This is a genomic window from Streptomyces sp. NPDC101219, from assembly GCF_044767675.1.
Classification (GTDB): Bacteria; Actinomycetota; Actinomycetes; order Streptomycetales; family Streptomycetaceae; genus Streptomyces.
The window spans coordinates 310,824-336,061 of sequence record NZ_JBIWOK010000008.1 but is presented as its reverse complement, the minus strand read 5'-3'; the positions used below and the strand labels follow the sequence as shown (position 1 = coordinate 336,061).

33 protein-coding genes and 1 tRNA gene are annotated in these 25,238 nt (G+C 70.9%); 16 read left to right on the top strand and 18 right to left on the bottom strand.

Annotated features, from left to right (window positions below; genetic code table 11):
• Positions 1 to 64: 64 nt before the first annotated feature.
• Positions 65 to 787 (top strand): siderophore-interacting protein, encoded by a 723-nt coding sequence (locus ACIRPP_RS18775; RefSeq protein WP_403643795.1) that lies wholly within the window; start codon positions 65 to 67, stop codon positions 785 to 787.
• 530 nt (positions 788 to 1,317) lie between these two features.
• Entirely contained in the window at positions 1,318 to 1,938 is a 621-nt protein-coding gene (locus ACIRPP_RS18770) for an HhH-GPD-type base excision DNA repair protein (RefSeq protein WP_403643792.1), read from the top strand.
• Positions 1,939 to 1,972: 34 nt separating this feature from the next.
• On the opposite strand, the gene ACIRPP_RS18765 is transcribed toward ACIRPP_RS18770, so the two are convergent.
• A complete protein-coding gene (locus ACIRPP_RS18765) occupies positions 1,973 to 3,640 on the bottom strand; it encodes a helicase HerA-like domain-containing protein (RefSeq protein WP_403643789.1) in 1,668 nt (555 codons plus the stop codon).
• Between the two features lie 104 nt (positions 3,641 to 3,744).
• Between ACIRPP_RS18765 and ACIRPP_RS18760 the strand changes: the two genes are divergently transcribed.
• Together ACIRPP_RS18760 and ACIRPP_RS18755 are read left to right on the top strand one after the other, a co-directional pair.
• Entirely contained in the window at positions 3,745 to 4,041 is a 297-nt protein-coding gene (locus ACIRPP_RS18760) for a type II toxin-antitoxin system VapB family antitoxin (RefSeq protein ID WP_004943146.1), read from the top strand.
• A gap of 165 nt (positions 4,042 to 4,206) precedes the next feature.
• Positions 4,207 to 4,815, top strand: a complete 609-nt coding sequence (locus tag ACIRPP_RS18755) for a LytR C-terminal domain-containing protein (protein WP_403643981.1) — start codon at positions 4,207 to 4,209, stop codon at positions 4,813 to 4,815.
• Between the two features lie 57 nt (positions 4,816 to 4,872).
• On the opposite strand, the gene upp is transcribed toward ACIRPP_RS18755, so the two are convergent.
• The gene (upp, locus tag ACIRPP_RS18750; RefSeq protein WP_403643786.1) at positions 4,873 to 5,508 is read right to left on the bottom strand and encodes a uracil phosphoribosyltransferase; all 636 of its coding nucleotides are present in this window, start codon (positions 5,506 to 5,508) and stop codon (positions 4,873 to 4,875) included.
• Positions 5,509 to 5,643: 135 nt separating this feature from the next.
• Between upp and ACIRPP_RS18745 the strand changes: the two genes are divergently transcribed.
• The 5 genes from ACIRPP_RS18745 to ACIRPP_RS18725 all read left to right on the top strand — a co-directional run bounded on the left by ACIRPP_RS18745 (position 5,644) and on the right by ACIRPP_RS18725 (position 8,284).
• Positions 5,644 to 5,898 carry a hypothetical protein gene (locus ACIRPP_RS18745; protein ID WP_403643782.1) on the top strand — a complete coding sequence of 85 codons (255 nt, stop codon included), beginning with the start codon at positions 5,644 to 5,646 and terminating at the stop codon, positions 5,896 to 5,898.
• Positions 5,899 to 6,256: 358 nt separating this feature from the next.
• Entirely contained in the window at positions 6,257 to 6,796 is a 540-nt protein-coding gene (locus ACIRPP_RS18740) for a hypothetical protein (RefSeq protein WP_192231548.1), read from the top strand.
• Between the two features lie 56 nt (positions 6,797 to 6,852).
• Positions 6,853 to 7,284, top strand: a complete 432-nt coding sequence (gene tadA, locus ACIRPP_RS18735) for a tRNA adenosine(34) deaminase TadA (protein ID WP_403643978.1) — start codon at positions 6,853 to 6,855, stop codon at positions 7,282 to 7,284.
• Between the two features lie 45 nt (positions 7,285 to 7,329).
• Positions 7,330 to 7,414: transfer RNA gene (locus ACIRPP_RS18730), tRNA-Ser, on the top strand.
• A gap of 129 nt (positions 7,415 to 7,543) precedes the next feature.
• On the top strand, positions 7,544 to 8,284 hold the full coding sequence (locus ACIRPP_RS18725) for a TIGR02391 family protein (RefSeq protein WP_403643780.1): 741 nt from the start codon (positions 7,544 to 7,546) through the stop codon (positions 8,282 to 8,284).
• Between the two features lie 37 nt (positions 8,285 to 8,321).
• Here ACIRPP_RS18725 and ACIRPP_RS18720 read toward each other — a convergent pair whose 3' ends face one another.
• The 13 genes from ACIRPP_RS18720 to ACIRPP_RS18660 form a co-directional block, all read right to left on the bottom strand.
• Entirely contained in the window at positions 8,322 to 9,596 is a 1,275-nt protein-coding gene (locus tag ACIRPP_RS18720) for a tyrosine-type recombinase/integrase (RefSeq protein WP_403643777.1), read from the bottom strand.
• 16 nt (positions 9,597 to 9,612) lie between these two features.
• Complete coding sequence (locus tag ACIRPP_RS18715) at positions 9,613 to 9,843, bottom strand: excisionase family DNA-binding protein (RefSeq protein WP_403643774.1); 231 nt, start codon at positions 9,841 to 9,843, stop codon at positions 9,613 to 9,615.
• A 141-nt stretch (positions 9,844 to 9,984) separates the two neighbouring features.
• Positions 9,985 to 11,226 carry a DUF3631 domain-containing protein gene (locus ACIRPP_RS18710; RefSeq protein WP_403643771.1) on the bottom strand — a complete coding sequence of 414 codons (1,242 nt, stop codon included), beginning with the start codon at positions 11,224 to 11,226 and terminating at the stop codon, positions 9,985 to 9,987.
• Positions 11,223 to 11,648 (bottom strand): hypothetical protein, encoded by a 426-nt coding sequence (locus ACIRPP_RS18705; protein ID WP_403643768.1) that lies wholly within the window; start codon positions 11,646 to 11,648, stop codon positions 11,223 to 11,225. The genes ACIRPP_RS18710 and ACIRPP_RS18705 overlap by 4 nt, the downstream gene beginning before the upstream one ends.
• Entirely contained in the window at positions 11,645 to 12,547 is a 903-nt protein-coding gene (locus ACIRPP_RS18700; RefSeq protein WP_403643765.1) for a bifunctional DNA primase/polymerase, read from the bottom strand. Before ACIRPP_RS18700 ends, ACIRPP_RS18705 begins: the two co-directional genes overlap by 4 nt.
• Before the next feature lie 89 nt (positions 12,548 to 12,636).
• On the bottom strand, positions 12,637 to 12,819 hold the full coding sequence (locus ACIRPP_RS18695; RefSeq protein ID WP_403638108.1) for a hypothetical protein: 183 nt from the start codon (positions 12,817 to 12,819) through the stop codon (positions 12,637 to 12,639).
• A gap of 20 nt (positions 12,820 to 12,839) precedes the next feature.
• Positions 12,840 to 13,304: a hypothetical protein gene (locus ACIRPP_RS18690; RefSeq protein WP_403643762.1), complete on the bottom strand. Its 465-nt coding sequence runs from the start codon at positions 13,302 to 13,304 to the stop codon at positions 12,840 to 12,842.
• Between the two features lie 207 nt (positions 13,305 to 13,511).
• Positions 13,512 to 15,629 (bottom strand): FtsK/SpoIIIE domain-containing protein, encoded by a 2,118-nt coding sequence (locus ACIRPP_RS18685; RefSeq protein WP_403643759.1) that lies wholly within the window; start codon positions 15,627 to 15,629, stop codon positions 13,512 to 13,514.
• A complete protein-coding gene (locus ACIRPP_RS18680; RefSeq protein ID WP_403643756.1) occupies positions 15,626 to 16,021 on the bottom strand; it encodes a hypothetical protein in 396 nt (131 codons plus the stop codon). Before ACIRPP_RS18680 ends, ACIRPP_RS18685 begins: the two co-directional genes overlap by 4 nt.
• 2 nt (positions 16,022 to 16,023) lie before the next feature.
• Positions 16,024 to 16,341, bottom strand: coding sequence for a hypothetical protein (locus tag ACIRPP_RS18675; RefSeq protein WP_403643753.1), 318 nt, complete (start codon positions 16,339 to 16,341; stop codon positions 16,024 to 16,026).
• The gene (locus ACIRPP_RS18670; protein WP_403643750.1) at positions 16,338 to 16,688 is read right to left on the bottom strand and encodes an RRQRL motif-containing zinc-binding protein; all 351 of its coding nucleotides are present in this window, start codon (positions 16,686 to 16,688) and stop codon (positions 16,338 to 16,340) included. The genes ACIRPP_RS18675 and ACIRPP_RS18670 overlap by 4 nt, the downstream gene beginning before the upstream one ends.
• The gene (locus ACIRPP_RS18665; RefSeq protein ID WP_403643976.1) at positions 16,688 to 17,722 is read right to left on the bottom strand and encodes a conjugal transfer protein; all 1,035 of its coding nucleotides are present in this window, start codon (positions 17,720 to 17,722) and stop codon (positions 16,688 to 16,690) included. The genes ACIRPP_RS18670 and ACIRPP_RS18665 overlap by 1 nt, the downstream gene beginning before the upstream one ends.
• Before the next feature lie 59 nt (positions 17,723 to 17,781).
• A complete protein-coding gene (locus tag ACIRPP_RS18660) occupies positions 17,782 to 18,051 on the bottom strand; it encodes a DUF6284 family protein (protein ID WP_403643747.1) in 270 nt (89 codons plus the stop codon).
• A gap of 582 nt (positions 18,052 to 18,633) precedes the next feature.
• Here ACIRPP_RS18660 and ACIRPP_RS18655 point away from each other — a divergent pair.
• Both ACIRPP_RS18655 and ACIRPP_RS18650 read left to right on the top strand, forming a co-directional pair.
• Positions 18,634 to 19,350: an XRE family transcriptional regulator gene (locus tag ACIRPP_RS18655; RefSeq protein ID WP_403643744.1), complete on the top strand. Its 717-nt coding sequence runs from the start codon at positions 18,634 to 18,636 to the stop codon at positions 19,348 to 19,350.
• Positions 19,351 to 19,352: 2 nt separating this feature from the next.
• Positions 19,353 to 19,826 (top strand): NUDIX hydrolase, encoded by a 474-nt coding sequence (locus ACIRPP_RS18650; protein WP_403643741.1) that lies wholly within the window; start codon positions 19,353 to 19,355, stop codon positions 19,824 to 19,826.
• Here ACIRPP_RS18650 and ACIRPP_RS18645 read toward each other — a convergent pair.
• Both ACIRPP_RS18645 and ACIRPP_RS18640 read right to left on the bottom strand, forming a co-directional pair.
• A complete protein-coding gene (locus ACIRPP_RS18645) occupies positions 19,814 to 20,386 on the bottom strand; it encodes an HD domain-containing protein (RefSeq protein WP_403643738.1) in 573 nt (190 codons plus the stop codon). The two genes, ACIRPP_RS18650 and ACIRPP_RS18645, sit on opposite strands and share 13 nt — an antisense overlap.
• Positions 20,383 to 20,850 carry a GntR family transcriptional regulator gene (locus ACIRPP_RS18640; protein ID WP_403643735.1) on the bottom strand — a complete coding sequence of 156 codons (468 nt, stop codon included), beginning with the start codon at positions 20,848 to 20,850 and terminating at the stop codon, positions 20,383 to 20,385. Before ACIRPP_RS18640 ends, ACIRPP_RS18645 begins: the two co-directional genes overlap by 4 nt.
• A gap of 509 nt (positions 20,851 to 21,359) precedes the next feature.
• Between ACIRPP_RS18640 and ACIRPP_RS18635 the strand changes: the two genes are divergently transcribed.
• The 4 genes from ACIRPP_RS18635 to ACIRPP_RS18620 all read left to right on the top strand — a co-directional run bounded on the left by ACIRPP_RS18635 (position 21,360) and on the right by ACIRPP_RS18620 (position 24,146).
• Positions 21,360 to 21,536 carry a hypothetical protein gene (locus ACIRPP_RS18635; RefSeq protein ID WP_403643732.1) on the top strand — a complete coding sequence of 59 codons (177 nt, stop codon included), beginning with the start codon at positions 21,360 to 21,362 and terminating at the stop codon, positions 21,534 to 21,536.
• Entirely contained in the window at positions 21,536 to 21,829 is a 294-nt protein-coding gene (locus ACIRPP_RS18630; protein WP_403643730.1) for a Dabb family protein, read from the top strand. The genes ACIRPP_RS18635 and ACIRPP_RS18630 overlap by 1 nt, the downstream gene beginning before the upstream one ends.
• 189 nt (positions 21,830 to 22,018) lie before the next feature.
• Complete coding sequence (locus ACIRPP_RS18625; RefSeq protein ID WP_403643727.1) at positions 22,019 to 22,996, top strand: SigB/SigF/SigG family RNA polymerase sigma factor; 978 nt, start codon at positions 22,019 to 22,021, stop codon at positions 22,994 to 22,996.
• Between the two features lie 247 nt (positions 22,997 to 23,243).
• Positions 23,244 to 24,146 carry an RNA polymerase sigma factor SigF gene (locus tag ACIRPP_RS18620; protein WP_164337699.1) on the top strand — a complete coding sequence of 301 codons (903 nt, stop codon included), beginning with the start codon at positions 23,244 to 23,246 and terminating at the stop codon, positions 24,144 to 24,146.
• A gap of 106 nt (positions 24,147 to 24,252) precedes the next feature.
• On the opposite strand, the gene ACIRPP_RS18615 is transcribed toward ACIRPP_RS18620, so the two are convergent.
• The gene (locus ACIRPP_RS18615) at positions 24,253 to 24,447 is read right to left on the bottom strand and encodes a hypothetical protein (protein WP_081241162.1); all 195 of its coding nucleotides are present in this window, start codon (positions 24,445 to 24,447) and stop codon (positions 24,253 to 24,255) included.
• Between the two features lie 261 nt (positions 24,448 to 24,708).
• Between ACIRPP_RS18615 and ACIRPP_RS18610 the strand changes: the two genes are divergently transcribed.
• A complete protein-coding gene (locus ACIRPP_RS18610; protein ID WP_403643724.1) occupies positions 24,709 to 25,224 on the top strand; it encodes a MarR family winged helix-turn-helix transcriptional regulator in 516 nt (171 codons plus the stop codon).
• Positions 25,225 to 25,238 lie beyond the last annotated feature (14 nt).

Below are 25,238 nucleotides of genomic sequence, written 5' to 3'. Positions count from 1 at the left end.
CCCTTTAGGTTAGGCTCCCCTAAGTAAACCGTGACGGGGATCGTACGCGAAGGGTGAGGTCCGGATGGGGCAGGGGCGGGGTTGGGAGGGCGCGGTCCTCAAACTGCTGCGCGCGAAGGACTTCACGTTCACCGTGACGGGTGCGGAGGACGTCACCGACGACTACCGGCGGCTGCGGTTCACCGACGGCGGGATGCTGGCCGCGGCCGGTGTGCACCCGACGATGTGGGCGCGGCTGTGGTTCGACAACGCGGGCAAGCCGCACCAGCGGGCGTACACCCTGGTCGATCCCGACCCCGAGGCGGGCACCCTCGCCCTGGAGTTCGCGCTGCACGAGGGGTGCGCCAGCGACTGGGCGCGGGCGGCGAAGCCCGGCGACACCATCGAGGCGACCCTCCAGGGCACCGGGTTCGAGCATCCCGCGCCCGCCCCCTCGCACGTCCTCGCGGTCGGCGACCCGGCCTCGCTGCCGGCCATCAACTCCCTGCTGGGCGCCCTGGGTTCGGCACCGGCCACCATCTGGTTCGAGGGCAGCCGGGACGGTCTGCCCTGGGCGGCCGACCCGGAGCGGCACGAGGTACGGGAGGTCCCGCGCCGCGACGCGGGCGCCCACCTGGTCGAGCGGGTCAGGGCGGAACTGCCGGAACTGCTGCGGGCCACACCCGACCCGTACCTGTGGATCGCCTGCGACACGGCGACCACCCGGGCGCTGACCGCCTTCGCCCGCAAGGAACTGGGGGTGCCCAAGCAGCGGGTGCAGGCCCTGGGGTACTGGCGCGCCACCTGACACGGGGCGGGAGGAGCCGGCGGCCCGCCCGGCGCACGCCTGCAACCGGAGGCGCACGGCGGCGGGCGGCGCACGCCCTGCCACCGCGAACCCACGACGGCGGTCGGCGCACGCCCTGCCACCGCGAACCCACGACGGCGGTCGGCGCACGCCCTGCCACCGCGAACCCACGACGGCGGGCGGTGCACGCCCTGCCACCGCGAACCCACGGCGGCAGGCCGGGGCCGTCGCACACGCGCGCCGCGCCCCGGGCGGACCCGCCGCACACGCCCACCCGCGTGAGGACGGCAACCGTCCACGACCTCCCCGCCCGACCAGCGCCGCATCCGCGCGCCCCGGTCCGTGCACCGCACGCCCACCCGCCTGACGGCGACCCCGCCCGCGCCCTCCCCGCCGGACACGCACCGCACCCGCACGCACCGCACCCGCACGCGCCCCGGTCCATGCCGCGCCCCCGCGCCCGGCCCGGACGCCACCGGCCCGTACGCCACCGGCGCGCGAGCCGGGCCGGGACGCGCGATCATCGGGGCATGGACGTCACACTGCACCTCGCCCAGGACCCCGAGGCCGACGCGCTGCTCGGCCGCAGCCCGCTCGCCGCGCTGACCGGGATGCTGCTCGACCAGCAGGTCCCGATGGAGTGGGCGTTCAAGGGCCCGGCGACGATCGCCCGGCGGCTCGGGTCAAAGGACCTGGACGCACACGAGATCGCCGCCCACGACCCCGAGGCGTTCGCCGCCCTGCTCTCCGAGAAGCCGGCCGTGCACCGCTACCCGGGGTCCATGGCGGGCCGCATCCAGCAGCTGTGCCAGTACCTGGTCGAGCACTACGACGGTGACGCCGAGGCCGTCTGGCGCGGTGTCGACACGGGAGCGGAGCTGCTGAAGCGGCTGCAGGAACTGCCCGGGTTCGGCAAGCAGAAGGCCCAGATCTTCCTCGCCCTGCTGGGCAAGCAGCTCGGGGTGCGCCCGGCCGGCTGGCGGGAGGCCGCGGGCTCCTACGGCGAGGAGAAGTCCTTCCGCTCGGTCGCCGACATCACCGGCCCCGAGTCGCTGGCCAAGGTCCGGGCGCACAAGCAGGAGATGAAGGCCGCCGCCAAGGCGGCCAAGGCCGCGAAGCCGCCGAAGTCCGCCGGGGGCAGCGGCGCGTAGCCGCCGGGGAGGCGCCGGGGCGGTGCGGGCGCCGTCACCGCCTCCGCCGGCGGGCCGTGCCGAAGAGCGAGCGGCTGATCTCCCGCCCGATCTGGGTGCCCATGGACCGCGCCAGGGACCGGAACACCCCACTGCCGGTGACCTGCTCCACCACCGACGGCCTCTCCTCCTCCGCGCGGGACCGGCGGGACCCGCCTCCGTCCGGCCTCCCGCCCTCCCCCGCCGCCCGGGTCTTCGCGGACGACCGCTCCCGCGTGTCCTCCCCCGCCGCCCGCATCTCGTCGGGCCCCTTGGCCCCCGTGGGGCGTTCGGCGAGGCGTTCGTACGCCGACTCGCGGTCCACAGCCTGTGCATAACGTGCGTGCAGCGCCGAGGCCCGGACCCGGCGCTCCAGCTCCGCCTCCTCGACCGGGCCCATCCGGGACTCCGGCGCCCGCAGCCGCGTGGCCGCGACCGGCGTCGGGGCGCCCTTCTCGCTGAGCACGGTCACCACGGCCTCCCCGGTGCCGAGGCCGGTGAGCAGCTCCTCCAGGTCGTAGGCGGAGTCGGGGAAGGTGCGCACCGTCGCCCTGAGGGCCTTCTGGTCGTCCGGGGTGAAGGCCCGCAGGGCGTGCTGGACGCGGTTGCCGAGCTGGGCCAGGACGTCACCGGGCACGTCCTTCGGGGTCTGCGTCACGAAGAACACGCCGACGCCCTTCGAGCGGATCAGGCGGACGGTGCGGGTGAGGGCGTCCAGGAACGCCTCGGAGGCGTCGTCGAACAGCAGGTGCGCCTCGTCGAGGAAGAAGACCAGCTTGGGCCGGTCGATGTCGCCGGCCTCCGGCAGGTCGTGGAAGAGGTCGGCCAGCAGCCACATCAGGAACGTCGAGAACAGCCGCGGCCGCTCCTGCACGGCGGGCAGCTCCAGCACGGAGACGACACCGCGCCCGTCCTCGGCGGTGCGCAGGAACGCGGCCGTGTCGAACTCCGGCTCCCCGAAGAAGTCGCCGGCCCCCTGCGCCTCGAAGGCGGTGAGCGACCGCAGGATCACCCCGGCGGTGGCCGTGGACAGCCCGCCGATGGACTTCAGCTCCTGCTTGCCCTCGTCCGAGGTCAGGAACGTCACCACGGCCCTCAGGTCCTTGAGGTCGACGAGCTCCAGCCCTTTGGAGTCGGCGTAGTGGAAGATCAGCCCGAGCGACTGCTCCTGCGTCGGGTTGAGCTCCAGCACCTTCGCCAGCAGCAGCGGGCCGAAGCTGGTGATCGTCGCCCGCAGCGGGATGCCGTGCCCGATGCCCCCGAGGGCGTAGAACTCGGCCGGGAAACCCGTCGCCGTCCACTCCTGGTGCACGTCACGGGCGCGCTCCTCGATCCGCGGGCCGGGCTCGCCGGGCGCGCAGATCCCGGACAGGTCGCCCTTCATGTCGGCGAGGAACACCGGCACGCCCTGCGCGGAGAGCTGTTCGGTGATCAGCTGAAGCGTCTTGGTCTTGCCGGTGCCCGTGGCGCCCGCGACCAGGCCGTGCCGGCTGAGCATCGACAGGGGCACCCTGATCCCGGCGTCGGCGTGGCACCGGCCGTCCCACAGCAGGGCGCCCAGGTCGAGCGCGGGGCCGGTGAAGGCGTAACCGGCGGCGATCCGCAGCGCCGGCCCGGGCAGGGCGGGGGCGCTGCCGGGGGCCTCGGGGGTGACGGCCGGCCGCGCCGTCTCACGCTCACCCATAACGGACCTCTCTTCCGGTACGCCCTGCTTTCGGATGTCATTTCCAGCGTGGCACTGGGGCGCCATGGCTGCGCCGGGAAGCTCTTGACCGGTAGGCTTTCCGTGTGATCTTCAAGCGCATCGGAAACGGCCGGCCGTACCCCGACCACGGCCGGGAAAGCACCCGGCAGTGGGCGGACGTGGCGCCGCGCCCGGTCCGCCTCGATCAGCTCGTGACGACCAAGCAGCAACTCGACCTCGAGACCCTGCTCGCCGAGGACTCGACGTTCTACGGCGACCTCTTCGCGCACGTCGTGAAGTGGCAGGGCGACCTGTACCTGGAGGACGGCCTGCACCGCGCCGTCCGCGCGGCACTGCAGCAGCGCCAGGTCCTGCACGCCCGCGTCCTCGAGCTGGACTGACCGTCCTCGAGCCGGCCGGAACACCTCGCACCCCACCACCCCGAAAGCGGTTTGGCCCTTTCGGGTTCTTTCGCATGCTCATGCCCGCAGTCGGATGATCATCTGGTAGGCATTGCCGCCGGAGCGCACTACGCTGCGCCCATGAGCATGCTGACTCCTCCGGGCATGGGCGGCCAGTACCGGATCAGGGGTGACAAGTACCCGCGGATGCGCAGGCCCCGGCGCCGCGGCAGGCTCGTCGTCCTGGGCACCGCCTCCGTCGCCGTCCTCGGGGTGGCGGGCTGGGGCACCCTGCAGCTCATCGACGTCTTCACCGGCGGCGGCAACCCCGCCTCCGCAGTCGGCACCAAGGCGGCGTGCGCCGCTAAGGCGAGCCCCTCACCGAGCCCCAGGGCGCTCCCCGCGCCGAGCGGGATCACGGTCAACGTCCTCAACGCCACCACCCGCAGCGGGCTGGCGAAGAAGACCGCCGACGAGCTGAAGAAGCGCGGCTTCAAGATCGGCGAGGTCGGCAACGCGACCAAGGAGTACGACAAGAAGGTCAAGGGCACCGGTGTGCTGCTCGGCCCCGCCGCCGCCCTCAACACCTCGCTGCCGGTGCTCGGCACGCAGCTCGCCGGTGCCCAGCCCCGCACGGACGCGGCCCGCAAGGGCACCGAGGTGGACCTCATCATCGGCGACGGCTTCACCCGGCTGACGGAGCGTGCGGCCGCCGACCGGGCCCTGACCGCGCTGAACAAGCCCGAGCCGGCCCCCACCGGGAAGAAGTGCTGACCCCGGCGGGCACCGGACAGAAGTGCTGCCCCCCGGCGTGCGCCGGATGACGGACGGCTACTCGGCCGCCCCGTACATGCGGTCGCCCGCGTCCCCGAGGCCCGGCACGATGTAGCCGTGCTCGTTGAGCCGCTCGTCGACCGAGGCGGTCACCACCGTCACCGGCGTGCCGGCCAGCTCGCGCTCCATGACCTCCACGCCCTCCGGCGCGGCCAGCAGCACCACGGCGGTCACGTCGTCGGCGCCCCGCCCGATCAGTTCCCGGATCGCCGCCACCAGCGTGCCGCCGGTCGCCAGCATCGGGTCCAGCACGTACACCTGACGGCCGGAGAGGTCCTCCGGCATCCGGGTGGCGTACGTGGACGCCTGGAGCGTCTCCTCGTTGCGGATCATGCCGAGGAAGCCGACCTCCGCGGTCGGCAGCAGCCGGACCATGCCGTCCAGCATGCCCAGGCCGGCCCTCAGGATCGGCACCACCAGCGGGCGCGGGTGGGACAGCTTGACGCCCGTGGTCCGCTCGACCGGCGTCTGGATGTCGACCTGCTCGGTGCGCACGTCACGCGTGGCCTCGTAGGCGAGCAGGGTGACCAGCTCGTCGGCGAGACGGCGGAAGGTCGCGGAGTCGGTGCGCCGGTCGCGCAGCGTGGTGAGCTTGTGGGCGACCAGCGGATGGTCGACGACGTGGAGACGCATGCCCCCACACTAACCGGGCGCGGAGGGCCCGGTGTCCCTCCGCAGGGCAAGCCACCTGCGGCATCACCACCCGATCACTGGCGTCAAACCGCCCGTCCGGGGGAAGGTGGGAGGGACGGACTGGGGTGGTGAACGATGCCAGAGCAGGATGCCCGACGTGATCCGTCGAGGCCCACGGCCCGCGCCGGGGCCGACGGCACGGCGCCGCGCACCGACCCGCGCACCGCCGCGGAGCGGGCCGCCGAGACGGAGGCGGAGCGGCGCAGGCGACGCGCCCGGTTCCTGCGGGAACTGGCCGAGGCGCGCGCCCTGCGCGACCGGGTCCAGCCGCGCCGCGCCAAGGCGGCCCGGCTGCGACACGCGATGCGCATGCGCACGTTCCGCTGGTAGCCGGGCCGGTGCCGCCCCCGCGGGACAGGGGCGACGGCCCGGGAGGACCGGGAAGAACCGCGCCCGTCCGCCGAAGCGCCCCGCGCGCGGGGACGACCCGGCCGCGTACCATCCGGACCTGAGGGCCCACACGGTGGCGGCGGACCGCCGGTGGCCTTCACCGGCGCGCCGGTGACTCCACGGGCGCCCGGACAAGACCCGATCAAAACTGCGGGACACAGGGAGTCGAAGACATCCCCTGACGGCCTTGTTTCTGCCACGATTCCCAGTGGGCGGGGCTCTCGGAGCACTCCACGCCCTCAACCTCCGCCGGGGGGACCCCCAACCGGCACGCCCTATGACCAGTGGGAGAGTCACGGTGTACTTCGCCGCACTGCTCGCGCGCACCGAAGACGGGTGGGAAGCGAGCGACACGGAGCTCGACGATGTGGAGACCCTGTCCGATCTGGCCGACCTGGCCCGGGAGGCCTCTCCGGACGAGGACACGGTGCTCGTGCTGATCGAGCAGGAGGACGGCTGGTTCGGTGTCGTCCGCGTGGACGGCGAGGAGGACCCTCGCATCTACGTGTCCGACGCCGCTGCCGCCGCCCGCAGCAGCTACGGCGAGATCCTGCTCACCGACGAGCTGCTCGGCCGGGAACCCGGCGACGACGGCGCCGACCTCGACGCCCTCGACCTCGACGGCACCGAGGACGGTGAACCGGACGACGACGAGGACGCCGACGGCCCCGCCGCCGCGGGCTCCGCCGAGGCGGTACCGCACGGCCCGGTCGGCGACGCCCAGGTCCTGGAGGACCTCGGGGTGAGCGAGAAGGAGCTGCGCTCGATGTCCTCGGACGCCCTCAACGAGATCGCCGAGGTGCTGGGCGCCTCGGAGGTCCTGGAGACCGTCCGCTGACCGTGCCGACCACCCCAGGACCGCCGGACCCCGTACGGGACCCCTGGCGGCCCGCGATGAGACTCGCCCTGGACGAGGCCGCACGCGCCGTCCGGGGCGGGGACGTTCCCGTCGGTGCCGTTTTGCTCGGCCCGGACGGCACCACCGTGCTGGCCACCGCCCACAACGAGCGGGAGGCCGCCGGCGACCCCACCGCGCACGCCGAGGTCCTCGCGCTGCGCCGGGGCGCGGCCCGGCTCGGCGCATGGCGGCTGACCGGCTGCACCCTGGTGGTGACGCTGGAGCCCTGCACGATGTGCGGGGGCGCGGTGCAGCAGTCCCGGGTGGACCGTGTGGTCTACGGCGCCCGCGACGAGAAGGCCGGCGCGGTCGGCTCCCTGTGGGACGTCGTCCGCGACCGGCGCCTGAACCACCGCCCCGAGGTGATCGAGGGTGTCCTCGCCGACGAGTGCTCCCTGCTGCTCACGGAGTTCTTCCGGAACCGCTGAATACTGATTTCTGACCACTGCCCACCGTGCTGTAAGGTCTCCCTCGGTAGCGTGTCCGAGCGGCCGAAGGAGCTCGCCTCGAAAGCGAGTGTGGCGCAAGTCACCGTGGGTTCAAATCCCACCGCTACCGCTGGTAGAAGAGGCGCACGGTTCATCGAACCGGGCGCCTCTTCCGCGTCCGTCTCAGTTTCCGTCTCAGTTGGTCACCTTGAGCAGAAAATCGGCTGTTGATCCACACTTCCACCCCTACTCTGTTTGTGTGGATCGTGACTGGATGCGACAACGGCTAGAGGCGTTCGATGCGCTTGTGACCAAGTACCTGGCGGCGAAGGCGCCTAGGTCGTACGTGCTCTCCGTCGACGATCGGCCACGCCAGGTTAATCCTGAGCTTCCGGCGCTTCGTGCCGAGATGATCAAAGCCGAGCCCACGATCAGGAAGATCCTTGGCTGCCTCGACCCGGAGCTAACGAAGGACATTGACCTCGACAGCGGGCATGGACAGTACGTAGCTGTAAACCAAGTGCGCCGTGCTCTCGGAATGCTCGCTGACATGGACGAGTGGGCAGTCCGTCTGACGCCAGACGCCCCTGCCCTGCGCGCCGACCAGCTCCACCCCTGGGTGTGGGATGCGGCCCGTACGTTCTGGGAGTCAAAGCACTTCCGATCAGCAGTGCATGCAGCTGCCAGTTCGATCAGTGATCATCTTCAGAACAAACTCGACCGTCGGGACGTCACTGACGCTGCTTTGGTGGCGGAGGCGCTGAGTGCTAACGCTCCGGAGCCGGGTAAGCCGCGTCTCCGAATGCCGGGCGATCCCAGGGACCCTGACGTAAAGAGCCGCCAGCGTGGCGCGCTCCTGCTCGGACAAGGGGCGTACTCCGCGTTCCGAAACCCTGCGGCACACGGAGTGAGTGACCTGCCGGAGCAGGAGGCGCTTGAGCAGTTGGCCACATTCAGCGGGTTTGCGCGGCTCGTCGACCAGTGCCACGTGATCACCTGAAGCAGCGGGGGCAGGTCTGACGGCCCGCCCCCTTCCCTCATGTGGCTGGCACTCGCGTTCCAGCGGAGCCATCATCGTCGGTCGACCCGCCTTCGATGGGCTTCCAGATGAGGCCGTCGACCTGTCGGGCGACGTCGTTTCGGACAGAGTCGACCATGTGCTGGTATCGCGCGGCCATGGCCGTGGTGGACCACCCCATGAGCCCCATGACGGCCCGCTCCGAGACTCCGAGGATCAGCAGGACCGTGGCGGCGGTGTGGCGAGCGTCGTGCAGGCGGCCGTCTCGCACCTTCGCGTCTTCGAGCAGCTCCTTCCAGTCGTCGTAGTCCGTGCGGGGTGACGTGCCCCTGCCGGTCGGCGTCGCGAACAGCCATCCTTCGTCGGCCCAACCGTCGCCGGCCGCCGCGCGTTCGGCCTCCTGCTTGGTGCGGTGGACCCTGAGCAGGTCGACAAGTTGAGCGGGGAGGCCAACCGCGCGCCGCCCCGCACGGGACTTGGTGTCGGCTGTCTCGGGGTTCGTCCGCCGACGTTGCGGGCAGTAGCCAGGCTTCCGGCGGCAGGTGTCACCGCACCCGTGGGCGTAGCGGGGGCGCCGACGGCTGCGACGAACCATCAGCACTCCTCTGTCCAGGTCGACATCGGTCCACTTGAGACCGAGCGCCTCGCCCTGGCGGAGACCGAGCGAGAGCGCGATGGCCCATCGCGCTGAGTTCCGGCGCTTGTCGGCGGCGCGCAGCAGCCTACGGACCTCTTCGACGCTGTACGGCTCGATCTCCTCCTCCCGTACGCGCGGTGCCCTGGCGAGCCGTACGGGGTTCTGCCCGAGGTGCCCGCGCCGGACCGCCTCGTTCAGCGCGGTCCGGAAGGTCCGGTGCGCCTGGTGAGCGGTCGCGGGCTTGCTGCCCTTGGCCTGCATCGCGGCGTAGAACGTCTCGATGTGCTCAGGCTTGAGTCTGTCGAGACGATGGGCCCCGAGCCCCGGAATGAGGTGCTTCCGAACGGCCGCGCCGTATCCCACCATCGTGTTCTCGTTCACCCCGAGCGGAGCAATGTTCTCGATCCAGTGCGTGAGCCACGCCTTGACCGTCCAGGGCTTGCCCGGCTTGCGTACGGTCCTGGCGTCGCGCTGCCGTTCCAGTTCCCGAACGGCTTCGGCGACCTCGGCACGGGTCTTCCGCTCGACGTGGCGCCGGTCCGGCTTACCGTCGTCCCGGATGCCGACCGTCACGCGGCCGTGCCACTTCCCATCCTTGCCGAGATAGATCGAGGATCGTCCGTTGGGCTGACGGGTGCGCTTGTTCTTCTCTTCCACGGTCGTGGTCGTCCTCTCAGGCGGTAGCCGCGGTTGGCCGATTGACCTCACGGAGCCGGGTGACGTAGTCGTGCAGTGCGGCGGGCGGAACCCTGCGGAGGCGGCCGACGGCGACGGACTCCAGCTCTCCGGAGCCGACCAGTCGGAAGCAAAGGGTCCGGCCGATACGGAGCCGCCGGGCAGCCTCTTCGACGGTGAGGAGGGCCAGCGTGGGGTCATCGAACGCATCGACTTCGGGCGATTCCATGCGATGGACTCCTTGCCGGGGGCAGGGAACGGCGCCCCTGCCCCCTCCGGTCAGAAGTGCTACATCCGCTACATCTGCTACACCGCAGGTCAGGGGCCTGTTTCGTGTAGCAGATGGGCGGGATGTAGCAGATGGCTGCTGCTACGGGGCGGCGGCGGCCGGGCCCGACGTAGCGGTTTCGGCGGTCGTGTAGCGGATGCTGGGGAGTTCTTCTGCTACGGATTCACCCCCATTGACCTGGGCTGTAGCAGATGTAGCGGATGTAGCGGAGTTTCCGGGGGGTGGGGGGCAGTAGCGGGCCCAGGCGTCGGCCAGGTCTTCGGCGTAGTAGCCGCGCGGGACGGTGCCGCCGGGGGTGCGGATCGGCCGGGCCTTGACGGGCCGGTTGGCCGACGTCATGTAGCCGCTGAGCAGGCGCCCGAGCCCGCGCGGGGTGAGCGGCTTGCCGCCCATGTCGACCCACGGGGCGTCGTCCATCGCGGTCAGGCACTCGATGATCGCGGCGGTGGGCATGCGGTCGATGCCGCAGAACACGGTGTCGCGCAGGTCGGTCAGCAGCCGGATACCGAGCGAGGATTCGTCGTCCTGCGCGGCGGCGGTGACCAGCTCAAGGCAGGCGGCGCGGGCCCGGCCGGGCCAGTCGCCCCCGGCGGCGTCCGCGACGGCGAGCAGCGGCTCCCACACGTCGGCCGGCCGGTCGGTGACACCCTCCGGCATCTCCGGCCACGCCCCGGTCAGCGGCTCGCGCACCTGGTCGGCCCAGCGGGCGAGCCGGTCCCGCAAGGCGTGCCCTTCCTTCTCGTGGATGCGCTGCCGGTACGGCTGCACCCGCTCGTTCGGTGCCCGGCGCCGCATGCGGATGATGACGGAGCGGGTCAGGATCGTGTCCGGCAGTGAGCCGAGTCCGGCGACCGCGACCGCGCAGTAGGACGGGAAGGGCTGCACGCTCTGGTTCGAGCCGTCCCCGACGCACCGGTAGGTGACACCCGAGCGCCGGTGTCCGGCGTTCAGGAAGCCGCGCAGTTCCTCGTTCTCCCCGGCCTTGGGGCCGAACACGGTGTCGATCTCGTCGAAGAGGATCGTCGGCCGCCCCTCGGTGCCGGACACGGCCCGGAATAGCGCGGCCGGGGAGGCGTTCACTGCCACCATCGGCTGCGGCACGAGGGTTTCCACGATCTCCAGCGCGCGGGATTTCCCGGACCCCGGTTCGGGGGAGAGGAACGCGATGCGGGGGGTGGAGTCGAAGCAGTCGAGTAGGTGGGCGTGTGCGTCCCACAGGGCGACGGCGACGAACGCGGCCTCGGTGGGGAAGACGTTGAAGCGTCGGTGGAAGGCTTCCACCTCGTCCAGCAGTGCGGCCCCGTCGATCGGCGTGCGGCTCATGCGGCGTTCCTCCAGTCCAGTGCGGCGGGGGTTCGGGTGCAGGCGGAGTGATGGGCGGTGTACTCGGTGACCAGCTCGGCCACGGCGTCCTGTCCGCGGGCCGTGCTGGTCTGTCCGCAGGGGCAGGCGTAGGCGGCGGTGGGAATGCCGCTGTGCCGGGTGGACCAGCGCGCCCCGTCCTGGTGGTGCCGGTAGACGGGCGGTGCGTAGATGCGGATGCCGGGCCGCTGCGGGGTCGGGTCGGCACTCGGGTGCGCTCCGTCGGCGGGGGACCGGTTCGAGCGAAGGGCAGTGACGACGCCCTTACGGGCGGCGCCTTTCGGTTCGCCCACGACGGGCCCGGTGCTGCTCGGTTCGGCGGCGTGAGGGCCGGTGGCCGGGTGGGGTTGGCCTTCCAAGCGGGGGCGGGGTTCGGTGGTCATGCCGCCTCCCTCGGTCGGGCGGTGCGTGCGCTGCTGTTGAGGGCGCTGCGGATGGTGGTGCGGCACTCGGCCGCGGTGAGTCCCGCCGCCTCGCCTGCCGCTTGGAAGGCGTCCTCTGCCACCTGCCGGGGGAGGTCGCCCCATGCCACGAAACGGCCCACCTTGAAGGCGCTGCGGTTCAGCGTGCTGTTGCGCAGCCCCTCCGGGGCAGCGGCCACGGAGGCGCATTCGGCATCCAGCGCAGCCACAGCAGCCCGGCTCCCGCTCACCGCGGGCAGCCGCAACGGCCCCGCAGAACGGACGAGAGCCGGACGGAGGATGCCGAGCAGCCATCCGGGGAGCGGAGCGGCCACAGCATCATTCAGCGCCCCGTACCGCCCGGCGGGGACAATGCTGCCCGCTGCGACGACGTAGCCACCCGACGCGCGGGTGTCGACCGATGCGGCGATGGTCCCGGCGGTGTTGGGCAGCCGCACGCCCGGCGGTGCGGTGAAGTACAGGTGCGTCCCGCCGCTCGCGGTCCGCACACGGTAGGAGTCGGGGACGGCGTGCCCGGCGCGCTCGCAGAGCGCCCCAAAGGTCGTCGCGCCGCATGGCGCGTCCGCATTGCCCTTGTGCCCTGGGGTGTCCAGGTCGACCACGACCAGCCCGGAGGGGCCGGTGGCGATGCCGACGTTGAACGCGGCCTGCGACCAGGCGGCCCGGATGCGGTCGGGGTCGGTCGTGGCGCGCTGCTCCCACTTGCGATGCCCGGCCGCGCACGGGCCGGTGCGAGTGCAGGTCTTTTCGCCGTGCAGGGCGGGCCGCTTGGTGCCGGGCCGTAACGGGAAGACGTACCAGCCGCGTTCGGCTGCGTCCAGCGCCGCGGACAGCAGCGCGGAACGGGTGTCTTGGGTCATGCTGGAGGTCTCCAGTTCCTCGATTGGGTTCTGGTTGGCAAGGGCGGCCCCGGTTCTTTGGCGAGATGCGGGGGCCGTCCTTGGCGTAGCTAGGCGTTGGTGCTGTTGTCCGGGGTCAGCGGGTCGGGGTGGAACGCCTTGGTGTAGAGGCGGACGCGGTAGCCGTCGCGGGCCGGGCGGCGCTCGATGGGGTCGCAGTCGAACGCGGCCGTCAGTGCCTGCGTGATCTCCGGTTCGTCGGCCGGGTCGCAGATGATGCGGATGTCGAACACGGACTTCTCCTTGTACTTGGTCAGCCGTGGAAGTGGTTGCGCTTGAACGTGGCCCGGCGGATGTTCACCGTCGTGCCGCTGCCGCCGCTGCTCGTACTGAGGACCTGGACGGCGATCCAGCCGCCGAAGATGACGGCGGCCAGGATGATGAGCTGACCGATGAACGCGGTCAGGGCGGCGATGAACGAGGTGAGCAGCAGCAGCCCGCCGCACACCGCGAGGAACCCGACGCCTCCGAGGGCGACGTTCACCGCCGCACGGGAGACGGGCGGCGGCGCCGTGACCGGCGCGGGCTGCGGGTGCTCGATGGCGTAGCCAGTCACGACACGTCCGTCCGGCAGGACGATGCTCGCAACCGCCGGCACGTGCCCCGGCTGCACCGGAACGACCGGCGCGGGCTGGACGACGGACGGTGTGATCGGGGTCGGGGAGTGGACCGGTAACGCCCGTTCGGCGGGCGCGTGGCGGGCAGGTTCGAGGTACATGCGGAATCCCTTCCAAGCGTTGGTCAGGGAGGCGGAGACACCCCCTCGGGGGTGCCGTGTAGAGGGGGGTTCAAGGGTCTGACCTGGGGCGCCTCCCTGACTCCCTGAACGATCATTCGTGCAGGTCAGAGCCAGGGAGGCAGGTCAGGGAGGCGGATAGGGAGTTCTCCCTGTCTCCCTGACCCGCACACGGTCGGCTCCCTGCCGTCATTCGGCGGAAGCGGAACCTTCGGTGTCGCGGTTGGTGAGGGCGCGGGCGACGCGGTCGCGGGCCACGCACATGACGCCATCGGACTTGTAGGGCGAGGCGCCCGCGTCGTCGAGGACGCGCTTGAGGTCGAGGAACGACCAGCCGCCGTAGGCGTCCGCGTTCTTCGTGGCGAGCCGGGCGAGGACGTCCTTGGTGCGCACCCGGGGGGCGTCGCCGATGACGGCGGCGATGTCCGCGAGCGGGTCGTGCTCCTCGGTGTGCTCGATGGCGTGGAGGGTGGTGACGCCGTCGCGCAGGGCCTTGGCCCGGTCGGTGATGGCCTTCGCGTTGTCGTCGTCGATGTAGTGCGTGCGCACCGTGATGGACGACTGCCCCGCCGGGATGCTGATCCCGTCGGAGGCGACGACAAGCGTGCCCCGGTCCAGCCCGGGACGCAGCAGGTTCGGCGCCGCGCCGCCGTCCACGGCCTTGTCCCCCAACGCCATGCGTGCCTGGGACTCGGTACCGAGGGCCAGCGAGGCGCGGGTGTGGGCGCCCTCACGCACGAGCTTGGGCAGGTTCTCGTTCGTCGGGTCCTGGGTGCCCTGCCACATCAGCACGTTCACCGCACGGCCCTGGTTGTGAATCTTGCGGACGGCCATGAAGTACCGGCTGTTGGCCCTGCTACCGCCGTACGGGCGCTTCTCTTCGTCCTTGGCCGGACACATGAACGCCACCTGCGCCTCGTCGACCAGCACGATCAGCGGCGGGAACGTGGTGCCGGGAGGTGCCTGAATGCGGCGGTTCATCTCCACCACCGCCCCTTCCACCATCTCGGTCACCTGGATGACGTGCTCATCGGTCGGCCCCTGGACCAGGGTGGTGGCGAGGCCGTCGAACATGGCCCAGTCCCCGACGCCCTTGAGGTCGCCCATGAGGAACTGCACCGACCGGTCCAGCGACAGCCACAGCGCCAGCGAGCGCAGGGCGACGGTCTTGCCCTGGTTGGACAGGCCGGTGATGAGCAGGTGCCGCTGATACAGCGACAGGGCGGCGGCATCCCCGCGCAGGTCCTGCCCCCACGGCGCCTTGCCCTTGGCGTAGTCGGCGGTCATCGTCTCGTCCGTGACCAGCGGGGACGGACCGATCGGCTCATCCAGCGCCCCCGAGTCTGCGACCCACAACCTGACGGTGCGGGCGGCCTGGGGGATGGTGATGAACACCTCGTGCTCGTGCCTCGTGAGGTTCTCCGCCAGCTTCCGCCGCTTGCCCTGCACCTCGTTCGTCGACACCCCCGAGGGCAGGGTGACGTCGACTTCCACGCCGCATCCGGCGATGGTGATCGGCCCGAGCATGGAGGCGCCGGCGTCGCCCATCTCCTTGATGGCGCGGGCCAGGGCGGGGATGCCGAGGTCTCGGAGGGCCTTGACGACGATGGACGGGGTGATCGGCTCCCCCTCCCCCGTACGGACATTCACCGGAAGGGCCCACTGTGGGGCGGCGTGCTGCTTGCGGCCGACGGACCACAGGGCGAGCAGCGCGAGCAGCGGGCCCACCGTGAGCAGCGGCCCCCACACCACCTGCACGATGCGGATGAGTAAGGCGATGAAGTCGATGGTCGCTGACAACGGCGTGACCACGTCGGTGACGTTGCCGGTGCTGATGGCAAGGGCGACCCCGAGGGCGACCAGGACACCGACGCTCATGCCGGCGCCAACGGCGACTCCCTTGGCCGCGTCTACCGGGGAGTGGAGCAGGTCCATGCGGCGGTGATGGCGGGCGGCCCGGAAGCGCTGCAACCGCTCCTCCCACTCCTGGGCCGCTTCCAGGTTCCCCGCGGCCTCCGCCGCCCGGATCATCCGCTCGTAGCGGGAGCCGGTGCGGCCGTCCCACGCACGATGGGCGGCGATCCTGCCGCCGTTGACGGTGTAGAGGCCGTGCCGGACCACCGCGCGACCCGCGGCCCGGGTCCGCTCGTGCGTGACAGCGGTGCGGACGGCGCGGCCGGAGCGCACCCACACCGGCACCGGCCGCGCGGGCGGGGCGTCCGGAACGACGGTCAGTGTGGTCACGGCCGGGGTGTCGGCGGGCGGGGGGTCGGTGTGCTTGTGCAGGTGAACGACGTTGTCGCTCATGACGGAACGTCTCCTGACTGCCCCTGCCGGGGCGGGAAGGCGAGAGGTGCGGTGGCCGCCTCGCGGGCGGCCACCGGTCGGGAGTCAGCGGCTGTGGGGGTGCGGTTCTCGGCACGGCTGAACTGGGACGGTTGCGTGCGTGGTCCGTCGACCCAGCAGAAGGGGCGCAGGGTGTCGGCGGTGGTGAACACGCGGATCGCGGCCCCGGTAGGGGCGTCGGGCAGCGCGTAGACGCGGCCCCCGTCCAGGGAGGCCAGCAGCCGGGCAGCGTGGTGCTCGCAGCCCTGTGCTCCCGCGTTTGAGGCGTCCAGCACGGTCACGGCGACCGGACCGGCGCACAGGGTCGGGTCATCAGGGTGAGCGGCGGGGCACCGCCGGGTGGCGTGCTGCATGGTCACCACCAGCCGGAGGACTTCTTGGCAGCCTTGGCGCGGGCGGCCTCGGTGATGAGCCGCTGCCGCTCGCCGTGCAGGGCGTTGAGTTCGGCGGTGAGCCGCATTTCGGCGGCGGTGCCGGTGGATTCGATCTGTGTCTCGGCGCGGCCGGTGCTGCGGCCCCGCAGGGTGCGGTAGGCGCCCCCGGCGGCGGCGCGGAGCATCGCCCGGCGCTCGTGGCTGTTCAGCGGCCACAACTCCCCCCGGCGGACCGCTTCGAGCTTCTTCGTTGTGGCCCGGATCTCGCGGTCGATGCGGCGCAGGTCGGCGTTGCTCATCGGGTGCTCCCTTCCGGCCCGTTCGGGTCGGGGTAGGCGCAGGGCACGCAGGTGCCCAGCGAGGTGGGGATGACGTATCCGGCATCACGCCCGCAGGACGGGCACAGGCGCCGGGCGGCGTTGGCCTTGGCAAGCGCCGCCCGGCGGGCCGGCGTCATCGGGCGGACCGGCTTGGCGAGGTCGACGCGGTAGAGGTAGGCGACCAGCGGCCCCCGCCGACGGCGGGGCCGCTCCAACTGCGCGGCCACCTCCTGACCGCCGGGGCGTAGCCCTTGGGCGCGGAGCTGTCGGCGGGTGGCGTAGCCGTCCGGGGCGTAGCGCCACCGGAACACCGGCAGCGCCCCCATCACGCCGCCTCAGCCGTGGTGCGTTCGGCGAGCAGGGTGTCCCGCAGCTTGCGGGCGCTCGCCGGTGACGTGCGCACGGCGCGGCGGATGCCCTCACCGGTCACCTTCGCGTCCGGCAGTCCGGCGGTCGCCGCTCGTGCCTCGGCGAGCAGCTGGTCCCAGGTGCGCTTGGGGCGGGGTGATCGGGCCACCTCGGGGAGTCGACCGGTCGCCCGACGCGGCGGGGTCGACTCCGCCGCAACCGCCCGCCGGGGCGTGTCTGTCGGGGCGGGGATCGCCGGTGTCGGCTTGAGCGGGGGAATCGACTTGCCCAGGTCGACCGCGACCGGTTCCGGCATGGTCAGCCGGGTGAGTGTTACGACCGGGTCCGGGGTCGATTCGGGCAGGTCAGCCGTAGACCGTTTCCTTGTGGTCTTGGTGGATTCCTCCGCATTCGCGGGAGGGGTGGGGTCGGGGATGGTGGTGCCGAACATCGAGGCGAGCGCGGCATCCGCACCGGCCGTGACCCGGTCGCGCTGCACGTCCAGCAGCCTCGATCCGAGCGCGGTGTCGCCGACGCCGACCTTGCGGGCCAGACGCCACGACTTACGCTCCGACCACGTCCTGACCCGGTCGCTGGGGTGGTGGGTGGCGCGGGCGCGGTGGTAGGCGAGCGCCTGCACCAGATCGGCCGTGCGCCGTTCGTGCTCCGCGTCCCGGCCGTCGGTGTGCACCACGATCCGGCGGGCCAGGAACGCCATGCCCTCGGCCGAGACGGACATGCCCATCGGGGTCAGCGCGTAGATGACCATGCGGCCCAAATCGGGCGCCGCCATCGCACCCATCACCGCGGCAGCGGCCGGCAGCACCCACAGGCCGACGCGGACGATCCGCGGGGACGACTGCCCGAGCATGGTCAGCCCCAGCAGCACCAGCGCAAGCACCGCCGTCGCGCCCTCACCGGCGGCAAGGGCCCCGAGGGCGGTGCCCTTGCCGTAGGAGTCACCGATGTTGCTGTAGGTGCCGATCCCACCGAACACCCCGGTAGCGAGCATCGGCACGAACGCCGCCGACAGCACACCCACCTGAGCGCGGGTCAGGGCCCGGTCGGCGCTCACGCGGCACCCCCGGGCACGCTCACACCGGCCGCCCGGTTCAGCAGCGCGACGCGGGCCGCCAGGGCGCGGCGGCGGGCCCGGCGGATCCTGCGGGCGTCCAGCTCGGTCGGCGTGCGGTCCAGCGTGATGATGTGCGCGTCCAACAGGTCGACGTCCGCCAGGACGACGGGCATCTCCCGCTCGATCGCGTCCAGCTCCGTGTTCGTCGGCTCCATGAAGTCAGCGAACGCGGTAACAGCGTCCTGAACAGTGACGATGTGGTCCATGGGTCGTGGTTCCTTCCAGCGAGGAACGGCCCGAACAGAGCCCCCGGTGTTCCCGCACCGGGGGCTCACGCCGTTGAAGTCGGTAGATCCGGCTCCCCTCAGCGCTGTTCGTACGAGACGAGCAGCGGAGGCAACCGGCCGCAGCGAACAGGCCGCGGAGAGGCCGATGCGCGACGTAGCCACGCGATCCGCCTTTTCGACTCGGGGAGGCGGGGCCCACCTATGCAGTTGTCAAAGAACCGGCGCTTCCTTCGAGCCCCTTCCAGAGCCCTCCGGGCGGCATAGGAGCAGCCCGAAGAAGGCCACTCAGGTGTCGCTGAGAACCGCGATCGCCCCGAAGTCCGATGCAGTACCTCTATTACAGGTACCGCATCGGGTTTCGTCAAGCTGGCCGACGGATTCTCCGTGTCTCACGCCGGGACTTCTTGGCGCACCATCAGGATCGGTGCAGGTGAGGGGCGTTGTTCACCCCGCGCGTGGACACCTTGGGGCGATCTGGCTACCGTCAGGAAGTCCCTAGACGTCCCACCGGGGGTTGAGATGTCCAACGAGCGCTTAAGGTCTGCTCTCTTAGCTCAGGGCATGACCGTGCAGGACCTGGCGGCCGCGATCGAGGTCAACCCGAAGACCGTCGAACGCTGGATCACCCAAGGGAAAATCCCGTACCGGCGGCATCAGTACGCGACGGCGTCACTGCTCAAAGTCGACGTGACGACGCTGTGGGAAGACTCCCGCACGGCCGAAAGCGCCTCCGACCTGAGCAAGGCTGAGATCGTCACCATCTACCCGCACCGGCACATGGTGCCCGCCGGCCTGTGGCGCGAAATCTATGAGCGGGCCCAGTCGCACATAGACGTTCTCGTCTACTCCGGACTGTGGCTATCGGAAGACCCGCTGTTCCATGACCTGCTCAAAACCAAGGTGCAGGCGAACGCCCAGGTGCGCATCCTGCTCGGGGACCCGAGCTGTGCAGCGGTCAGGCAGCGCGGCATAGACGAGGGTCACCAGATCATGGACGGCAAGATCCGGAACGCACTGATGAACTACCGCCCGCTGTTCGCCAGTCATCCCGACATCGGGTTCCGGCTACATGACGCGACGCTCTACAACTCGCTGTTCCGAGCCGATGACGAGATGCTGGTGAACACCCACGTATACGGCATCGGTGCGTACCTGGCGCCAGTCCTTCACCTCCGGCGACTGCCGGGCGGGGGCCTCTTCGACACCTACGCAAATAGCATCGAACAGACCTGGGGAGGCGCGCGCCAGGTGACTGAACACGACCTCACGGGAGCCTGACCATGGGACGCATCGACTACCTGCACGACCCTGACGCCCCGCCGGCCAACTCCGTCGTGCCGTCCGTCGTCGCGTTCGTTCAGAACGACGCGGGCGAAGTGCTGGTGATCCAGCGGTCCGACAACGGCCGGTGGGCGCTCCCCGGCGGCGGGCACGACGTGGGCGAGTCCATCAGTGACACGGTCGTGCGGGAAGTGTGGGAAGAGACCGGAATCAAGGCCGAAGTCGTCGACGTGTCCGGGATCTACACCGACCCCGGACACGTGATGCTCTACGACGACGGCGAGGCGCGGCAGCAGTTCAGCATCTGCTTCCGCGCGCGGCCGGTCGGTGGTGACCTGCGTACGAGCAGCGAGACGACACAGGTCCGCTGGGTTACCCCGGAGGATCTGTCGGAACTCGACATCCACCCGACGATGCGCCTGCGCATCGAGCACGCCATGGACGAAAGGCGCGTCGCCCCCTACATCGGCTGACGCTTCGCGGCGGCGACCCGCTCCAGCACACGGGCGGTACTGGCCAGGATCTCCGGTTCGGCGCGACGGATGAACGTGCCGATCAGGCTCTCCGGCCCGTACCGTCCGGCGATCTCGTTCACGCGGTCCACCGGGTTGGTGGGGGTGCCGTCCGGTGTGGTGTTCATGTCGCAGTAGCAGAGAGCATCCGCGAGGTGCGGACGCTCGCGGGGAAACTCACTCTCCAGCTCATCGCGCAGTCCCCGTGCCTCCGCTTCCATCCATGCACAGGAGTGGTGGGCCACCAGCCGGATCACCCGCACGTCGGCTTCGGTGTGGTCCCTCAGGTACCGGGCACCGTCCAGCGGATGGAAGCCGGTCTTCGCAAGGTCCGGCGAGTACCCGATGTCATGGAGTACCGCCGCGGCCTCCAGCAGCTCGGCATCTTCCCCGAGGATGAGAGCGATCGTCTTCGCTCGCTCGGCCACTCCGAGCGAGTGCTTCCACCGGCGTGGCAGCGGTTCGGCCAGCAGTGACTCTGCGAGGGGGTACGCCCACTCCGTCAGTCCCGATGCGCTCACAGCTTGGACCCCTCCTCTTTGTTCGGCACCGTCAGCACAGTGCGCTGTTTTCCTTGGCGCGTCGCTGACAGCAGCCCCGCGGCTTCGAGCTTGTCCAGCGCCTTCGCCACGGTCGGCCGGGAGACTCCGAATCGGGTGGCGAGTGCCGAGGTGCTGGGGAACGACTCCCCAACGGCAATACCGTCCGTCGTAATCACCTCGGCAAGCCGCTCAGCCAGTGGCCGGCGGTCGACGCTTTCCCCCTCTTTGATCACGCGCCACCGGCCGCCGGGCACGGGTTCAGCCACCCCTTCTTCCCTGAGCACGTTGAAAGCCCGGAGCACCACGCCACGGGAGACCCCGTACCGCTCCATGAGCGTCGCCAGAGTCGGCAGCTCCGTCATCTCAGGCTCTGCCACGATCTCAGCCTTCACGGCGTCCGCGATCTTCACAAAGGTCCCCCGAGGGCTGGTCTGCTGCGACACTCGCTCTCCCTCTCCGTCTGCCGTCGTCGTCTGCGGTCAAGACTCCCACGGCCCTTCACCAGGGCGACAGCATGAGCCCGGAGCCATCGGCGGCCCGTTCCCTCCGTCTCAGTTTCCGTCTCAGTTCACCTCCGTACGTCGGCGTTCATCGCCGTTCACGCACCGTGAGCGCCCCGGTCAGGGGAACTGTGGTGAACGGCGGCGGACCCCGCGAGCGAGCGCCTGATCAACAGGAACAGACCTCGAAAGCGAGTGTGGCGCAAGTCACCGTGGGTTCAAATCCCACCGCTACCGCTGGTAGACGAAGGGCCCGGTCCACTGGACCGGGCCCTTCGTCTTGCCCCCGAGACCCTTGCACGTCTCTGCCCGTCCCTGCGGATGCGGGCGGGCCAACGGGCGGCGGGTTCGGCGACGTCACCGCAGCGTCGTCAGAAGGGACCCTTCGTGCGATCATGGGCCCGCTCGGCACGTGTGACACCGGCACATCACAGGGACTGGGGAGGGCCGCGATGGCGGTGAACGCGAAGAAGGCCGCCATCTACGCGCTGGTGGCCTTCGCGGTGTATGTGATCATCACGGATCCGGAGAAGGCGGCCGACTACGTCCAGGTCGGCTTCGAGGGCATATCGGAGGCGGCCTCCGCGATCGGCGACTTCATGACCTGGCTCGCCAACGGAGGCAAGTGATGATCCGTCATCTGGTGCTCTTCCGGCTGGACGAGGGCGTGCGGCGCGACGACCCGAAGGTGGTGGAGGGCGTCGAGGCGTTCCGCGCGCTCGGCGACAGCATCCCCGAGGTGCGCTTCTGGGAGTGCGCCTGGAACATCACCGACCGGCCGATCGCGTACGACTTCGCCATCAACTCGGCCTTCGACGACGCGGACGCGCTGCAGCGGTACCTGACGCACCCGGACCATGAGGCGGGCGTCGCGCTGTGGCGCGAGTTCGCCACGTGGGTGATCGCCGACTACGAGTTCTGAGACCGCCCCCCGGTCCGCCCGGAGCCCTCCGCCATGACGGCGGAGGGCTTTCGTGCGTCCGAGGTGCTGTCTCTCCCTCAACACGGAAGATGCGGGTGCTTGCACACAGTGAGTCTGTCTTGTGATGCTATGACCGCTTTTGACGGATGAGTTGACGGACGTTTGACCGATGAAGAGGTGGCGTTGACCGTGTCGGCCAGTACTGCGCCGCCCCAGGACCAGGTGTCCGCCCAGGCTCCGGCTCCGGCCCGCTCCCCGGACCCCGTCCCGGCACCGGCCACCCCGTCCTCGTCGGGCGCGCAGCCGCCCGCCGGCACGCAGCCCCCGGACGGCTCCCGGCCCCCGGCCACCGTCGCGGAGACCCGTGAGCGGGAACCGGAACCCGAGCCCAGCCCGGCCAAGCGCCGCGGCGCCGACACCCGGGCACTGACACAGGTGCTGTTCGCCCAGCTCAAGGACCTGGAGCCGGGCACACCCGAGCACACCCGGGTGCGCGCCGCGCTCATCGAGGCCAACCTGCCCCTGGTGCGCTACGCCGCCGCCCGCTTCCGCTCCCGCAACGAGCCGATGGAGGACGTCGTCCAGGTCGGCACCATCGGGCTCATCAACGCCATCGACCGGTTCGACCCGGAACGGGGCGTGCAGTTCCCGACGTTCGCGATGCCGACCGTCGTCGGCGAGATCAAGCGGTACTTCCGCGACAACGTCCGCACGGTGCACGTACCGCGCCGGCTGCACGAGCTGTGGGTGCAGGTCACCAGCGCGACCGAGGACCTGACCACCGCCTTCGGGCGGTCCCCGTCGACCGCCGAGATCGCGGAACGGCTGCGCATCACCGAGGAGGAGGTGCTCTCCTGCATCGAGGCGGGACGGTCGTACCACGCCACCTCGCTGGAGGCCGCGCAGGAGGGCGACGGGCTGCCGGGCCTGCTCGACCGGCTCGGCTACGAGGACCCCGCACTGGACGGCGTGGAGCACCGCGACCTCGTCCGCCACCTCCTGGTCCAGCTGCCGGAGCGCGAGCAGCGCATCCTGCTGCTGCGCTACTACAGCAATCTGACCCAGTCCCAGATCAGCGCGGAACTCGGCGTCTCCCAGATGCACGTCTCCCGGCTACTGGCGCGTAGCTTCCAGCGGCTGCGTTCCGCAAACAGGATCGACGCGTAACCCGCACGAGCGAATCGCTCATCAGTACCCATCTGCGCCCTTCGCGGCCGATACCCCGTCAGACCCCGTGTTTCCAGGGCCGTTTCACATCTCGGATGTCGACATGTCACTTCAGAGCGTTGCCGACATGTGACATTCTGCGGGAAGAGCGTTTGCCGGAGCTCCGGCGCCGGTATTCAGGTGAAGGCTGCGTTCCTCGACTCGGGGAGCGCCGGCCGCGACCGTCCCGCGACCCAAAGGGGGTGGCATGTCCGTAGAACAGGGCAGCTCGAAGGTGCTCACGCCCACGGAGGGCGACTCTGCTCCCCGTGCCCTCGACGCACTCGGCCCCATCGATGACGTACCGGCCCTTCCGGCCGAGCCGGCGCCCGGCCTGCCGGACCCGGCGGCCATCGACACCCGCACCCTGTCCCGCTCCCTGTTCCTGCGGCTCGCCGCGCTCGACGAGAACAGCCCCGAGCGCGCCTACGTCCGGGACACCCTGATCGAACTGAACCTCCCGCTCGTGCGGTACGCCGCGGCGCGCTTCCGCTCGCGCAACGAGCCGATGGAGGACATCGTCCAGGTCGGCACCATCGGCCTGATCAAGGCGATCGACCGTTTCGACTGCGAACGGGGCGTGGAGTTCCCGACGTTCGCGATGCCGACCGTGGTCGGCGAGATCAAGCGGTTCTTCCGCGACACGTCGTGGTCGGTGCGGGTGCCGCGCCGGCTGCAGGAGCTGCGCCTCGCGCTGACCAAGGCCAGCGACGAACTCTCCCAGAAGCTGGACCGCTCGCCGACGGTGCCCGAACTCGCCGCCGTTCTGGGCGTGTCCGAGGAGGACGTCGTCGACGGCCTCGCGGTCGGCAACGCGTACACGGCGTCGTCGCTGGACTCCCCGGCCCCCGAGGACGACGGCGGCGAGGGCTCGCTCGCGGACCGCCTCGGCTACGAGGACACGGCGCTGGAGGGCGTGGAGTACCGGGAGTCGCTCAAGCCGCTGCTCGCCAAGCTGCCGCCGCGCGAACGCCGCATCATCATGCTGCGGTTCTTCGCCAACATGACCCAGTCACAGATCGGCGAGGAGGTCGGCATCTCCCAGATGCACGTCTCGCGCCTGCTCACCCGGACCCTGGCCCAGCTGCGGGAGGGCCTCATCTCCGACTGAGCGACGCGCATCTGACGGAACGTCGTGTTCCGTCGGACGGACCGCACGGTTCCGTGGCCGCCGGTGCGCCCCTCACGGGCGCGACGGCGGCCGCCGCGCGTCCGGGTTACTTCAGCGCCAGCCAGGCCACCGCCGCGACGATCGCCACGGCGACGACGACACCGACGATGAGGCCGATACGGGGCCCACCGCTCGACGCGGCGGCCTGCCGGCCCTGGGGGGCCTCGTCGACGAAGGCACGGAACATCTGGGTGCTGCCGGCGGGGTCGTGGTTGCCCTGGGGGCCCTGGGTGTTAGCCATGGCCCGAGACCCTAGCGAATCCGGTACGACCACCCCAAGCGGGGGCGCCGCCCGAACGGCCGTCACGGGGACCTTTCGGCTCCCGGAGCCCCTTCCGGCACGCCCCCTGGGGCTCCTCCCGGCTCCCACTGCGCTGACCTGCGCGTTTACTGCGCAATACATGCCTTTGCCAAGTTTTGGGGCCGACCCCCCGGTTTTTATTTGCCTGCAGCAATCATCGACCTGCATGGTGGTTGCTCTAAGCAACGAAAGGGGGGTGGCGTGGCCGCGCAGGCCCAGTACGAGGAGCTGGTCAGGCAGTTCAGCGCCTTCGGCGCGGTGAAGCGCGAGATGCGGCGGCTGACCTCCGCCGAATGCCCCAGCGGGTCCGCCGCCGTGCTGGCCCTGCTCGGCCGGCACGGCGACATGCACATCAGCAGGATGGCGGAGCTGCTGGCCGTGGACATGTCCGTGACCAGCCGCCACGTCGCCCAGGCGGCCGACCGCGGCTGGCTCCAGCGGCTGCCCGACCCCGCCGACCGGCGCTCCCGCATCCTGCGCCTGACCCCTGAGGGCCGCGAGCGGCTCGACGAGCTGTTCCGGCACACCACGCGTCTGCTCGCCGAACGCCTCTCCGACTGGTCCGACGACGACGTCACCCTGCTCGCCCACCTCATGGCCCGCCTCCGGGACAGCTTCGACGACTGCCGCACCGGCTCCCGCCCGGCGGCGTCGCCCCTCCCCCGGCCGGCCCCTCCCGGCCCCGAACGGACCACCCGTACACCCGCACGCGCATAAAGAAGAAGGACGTC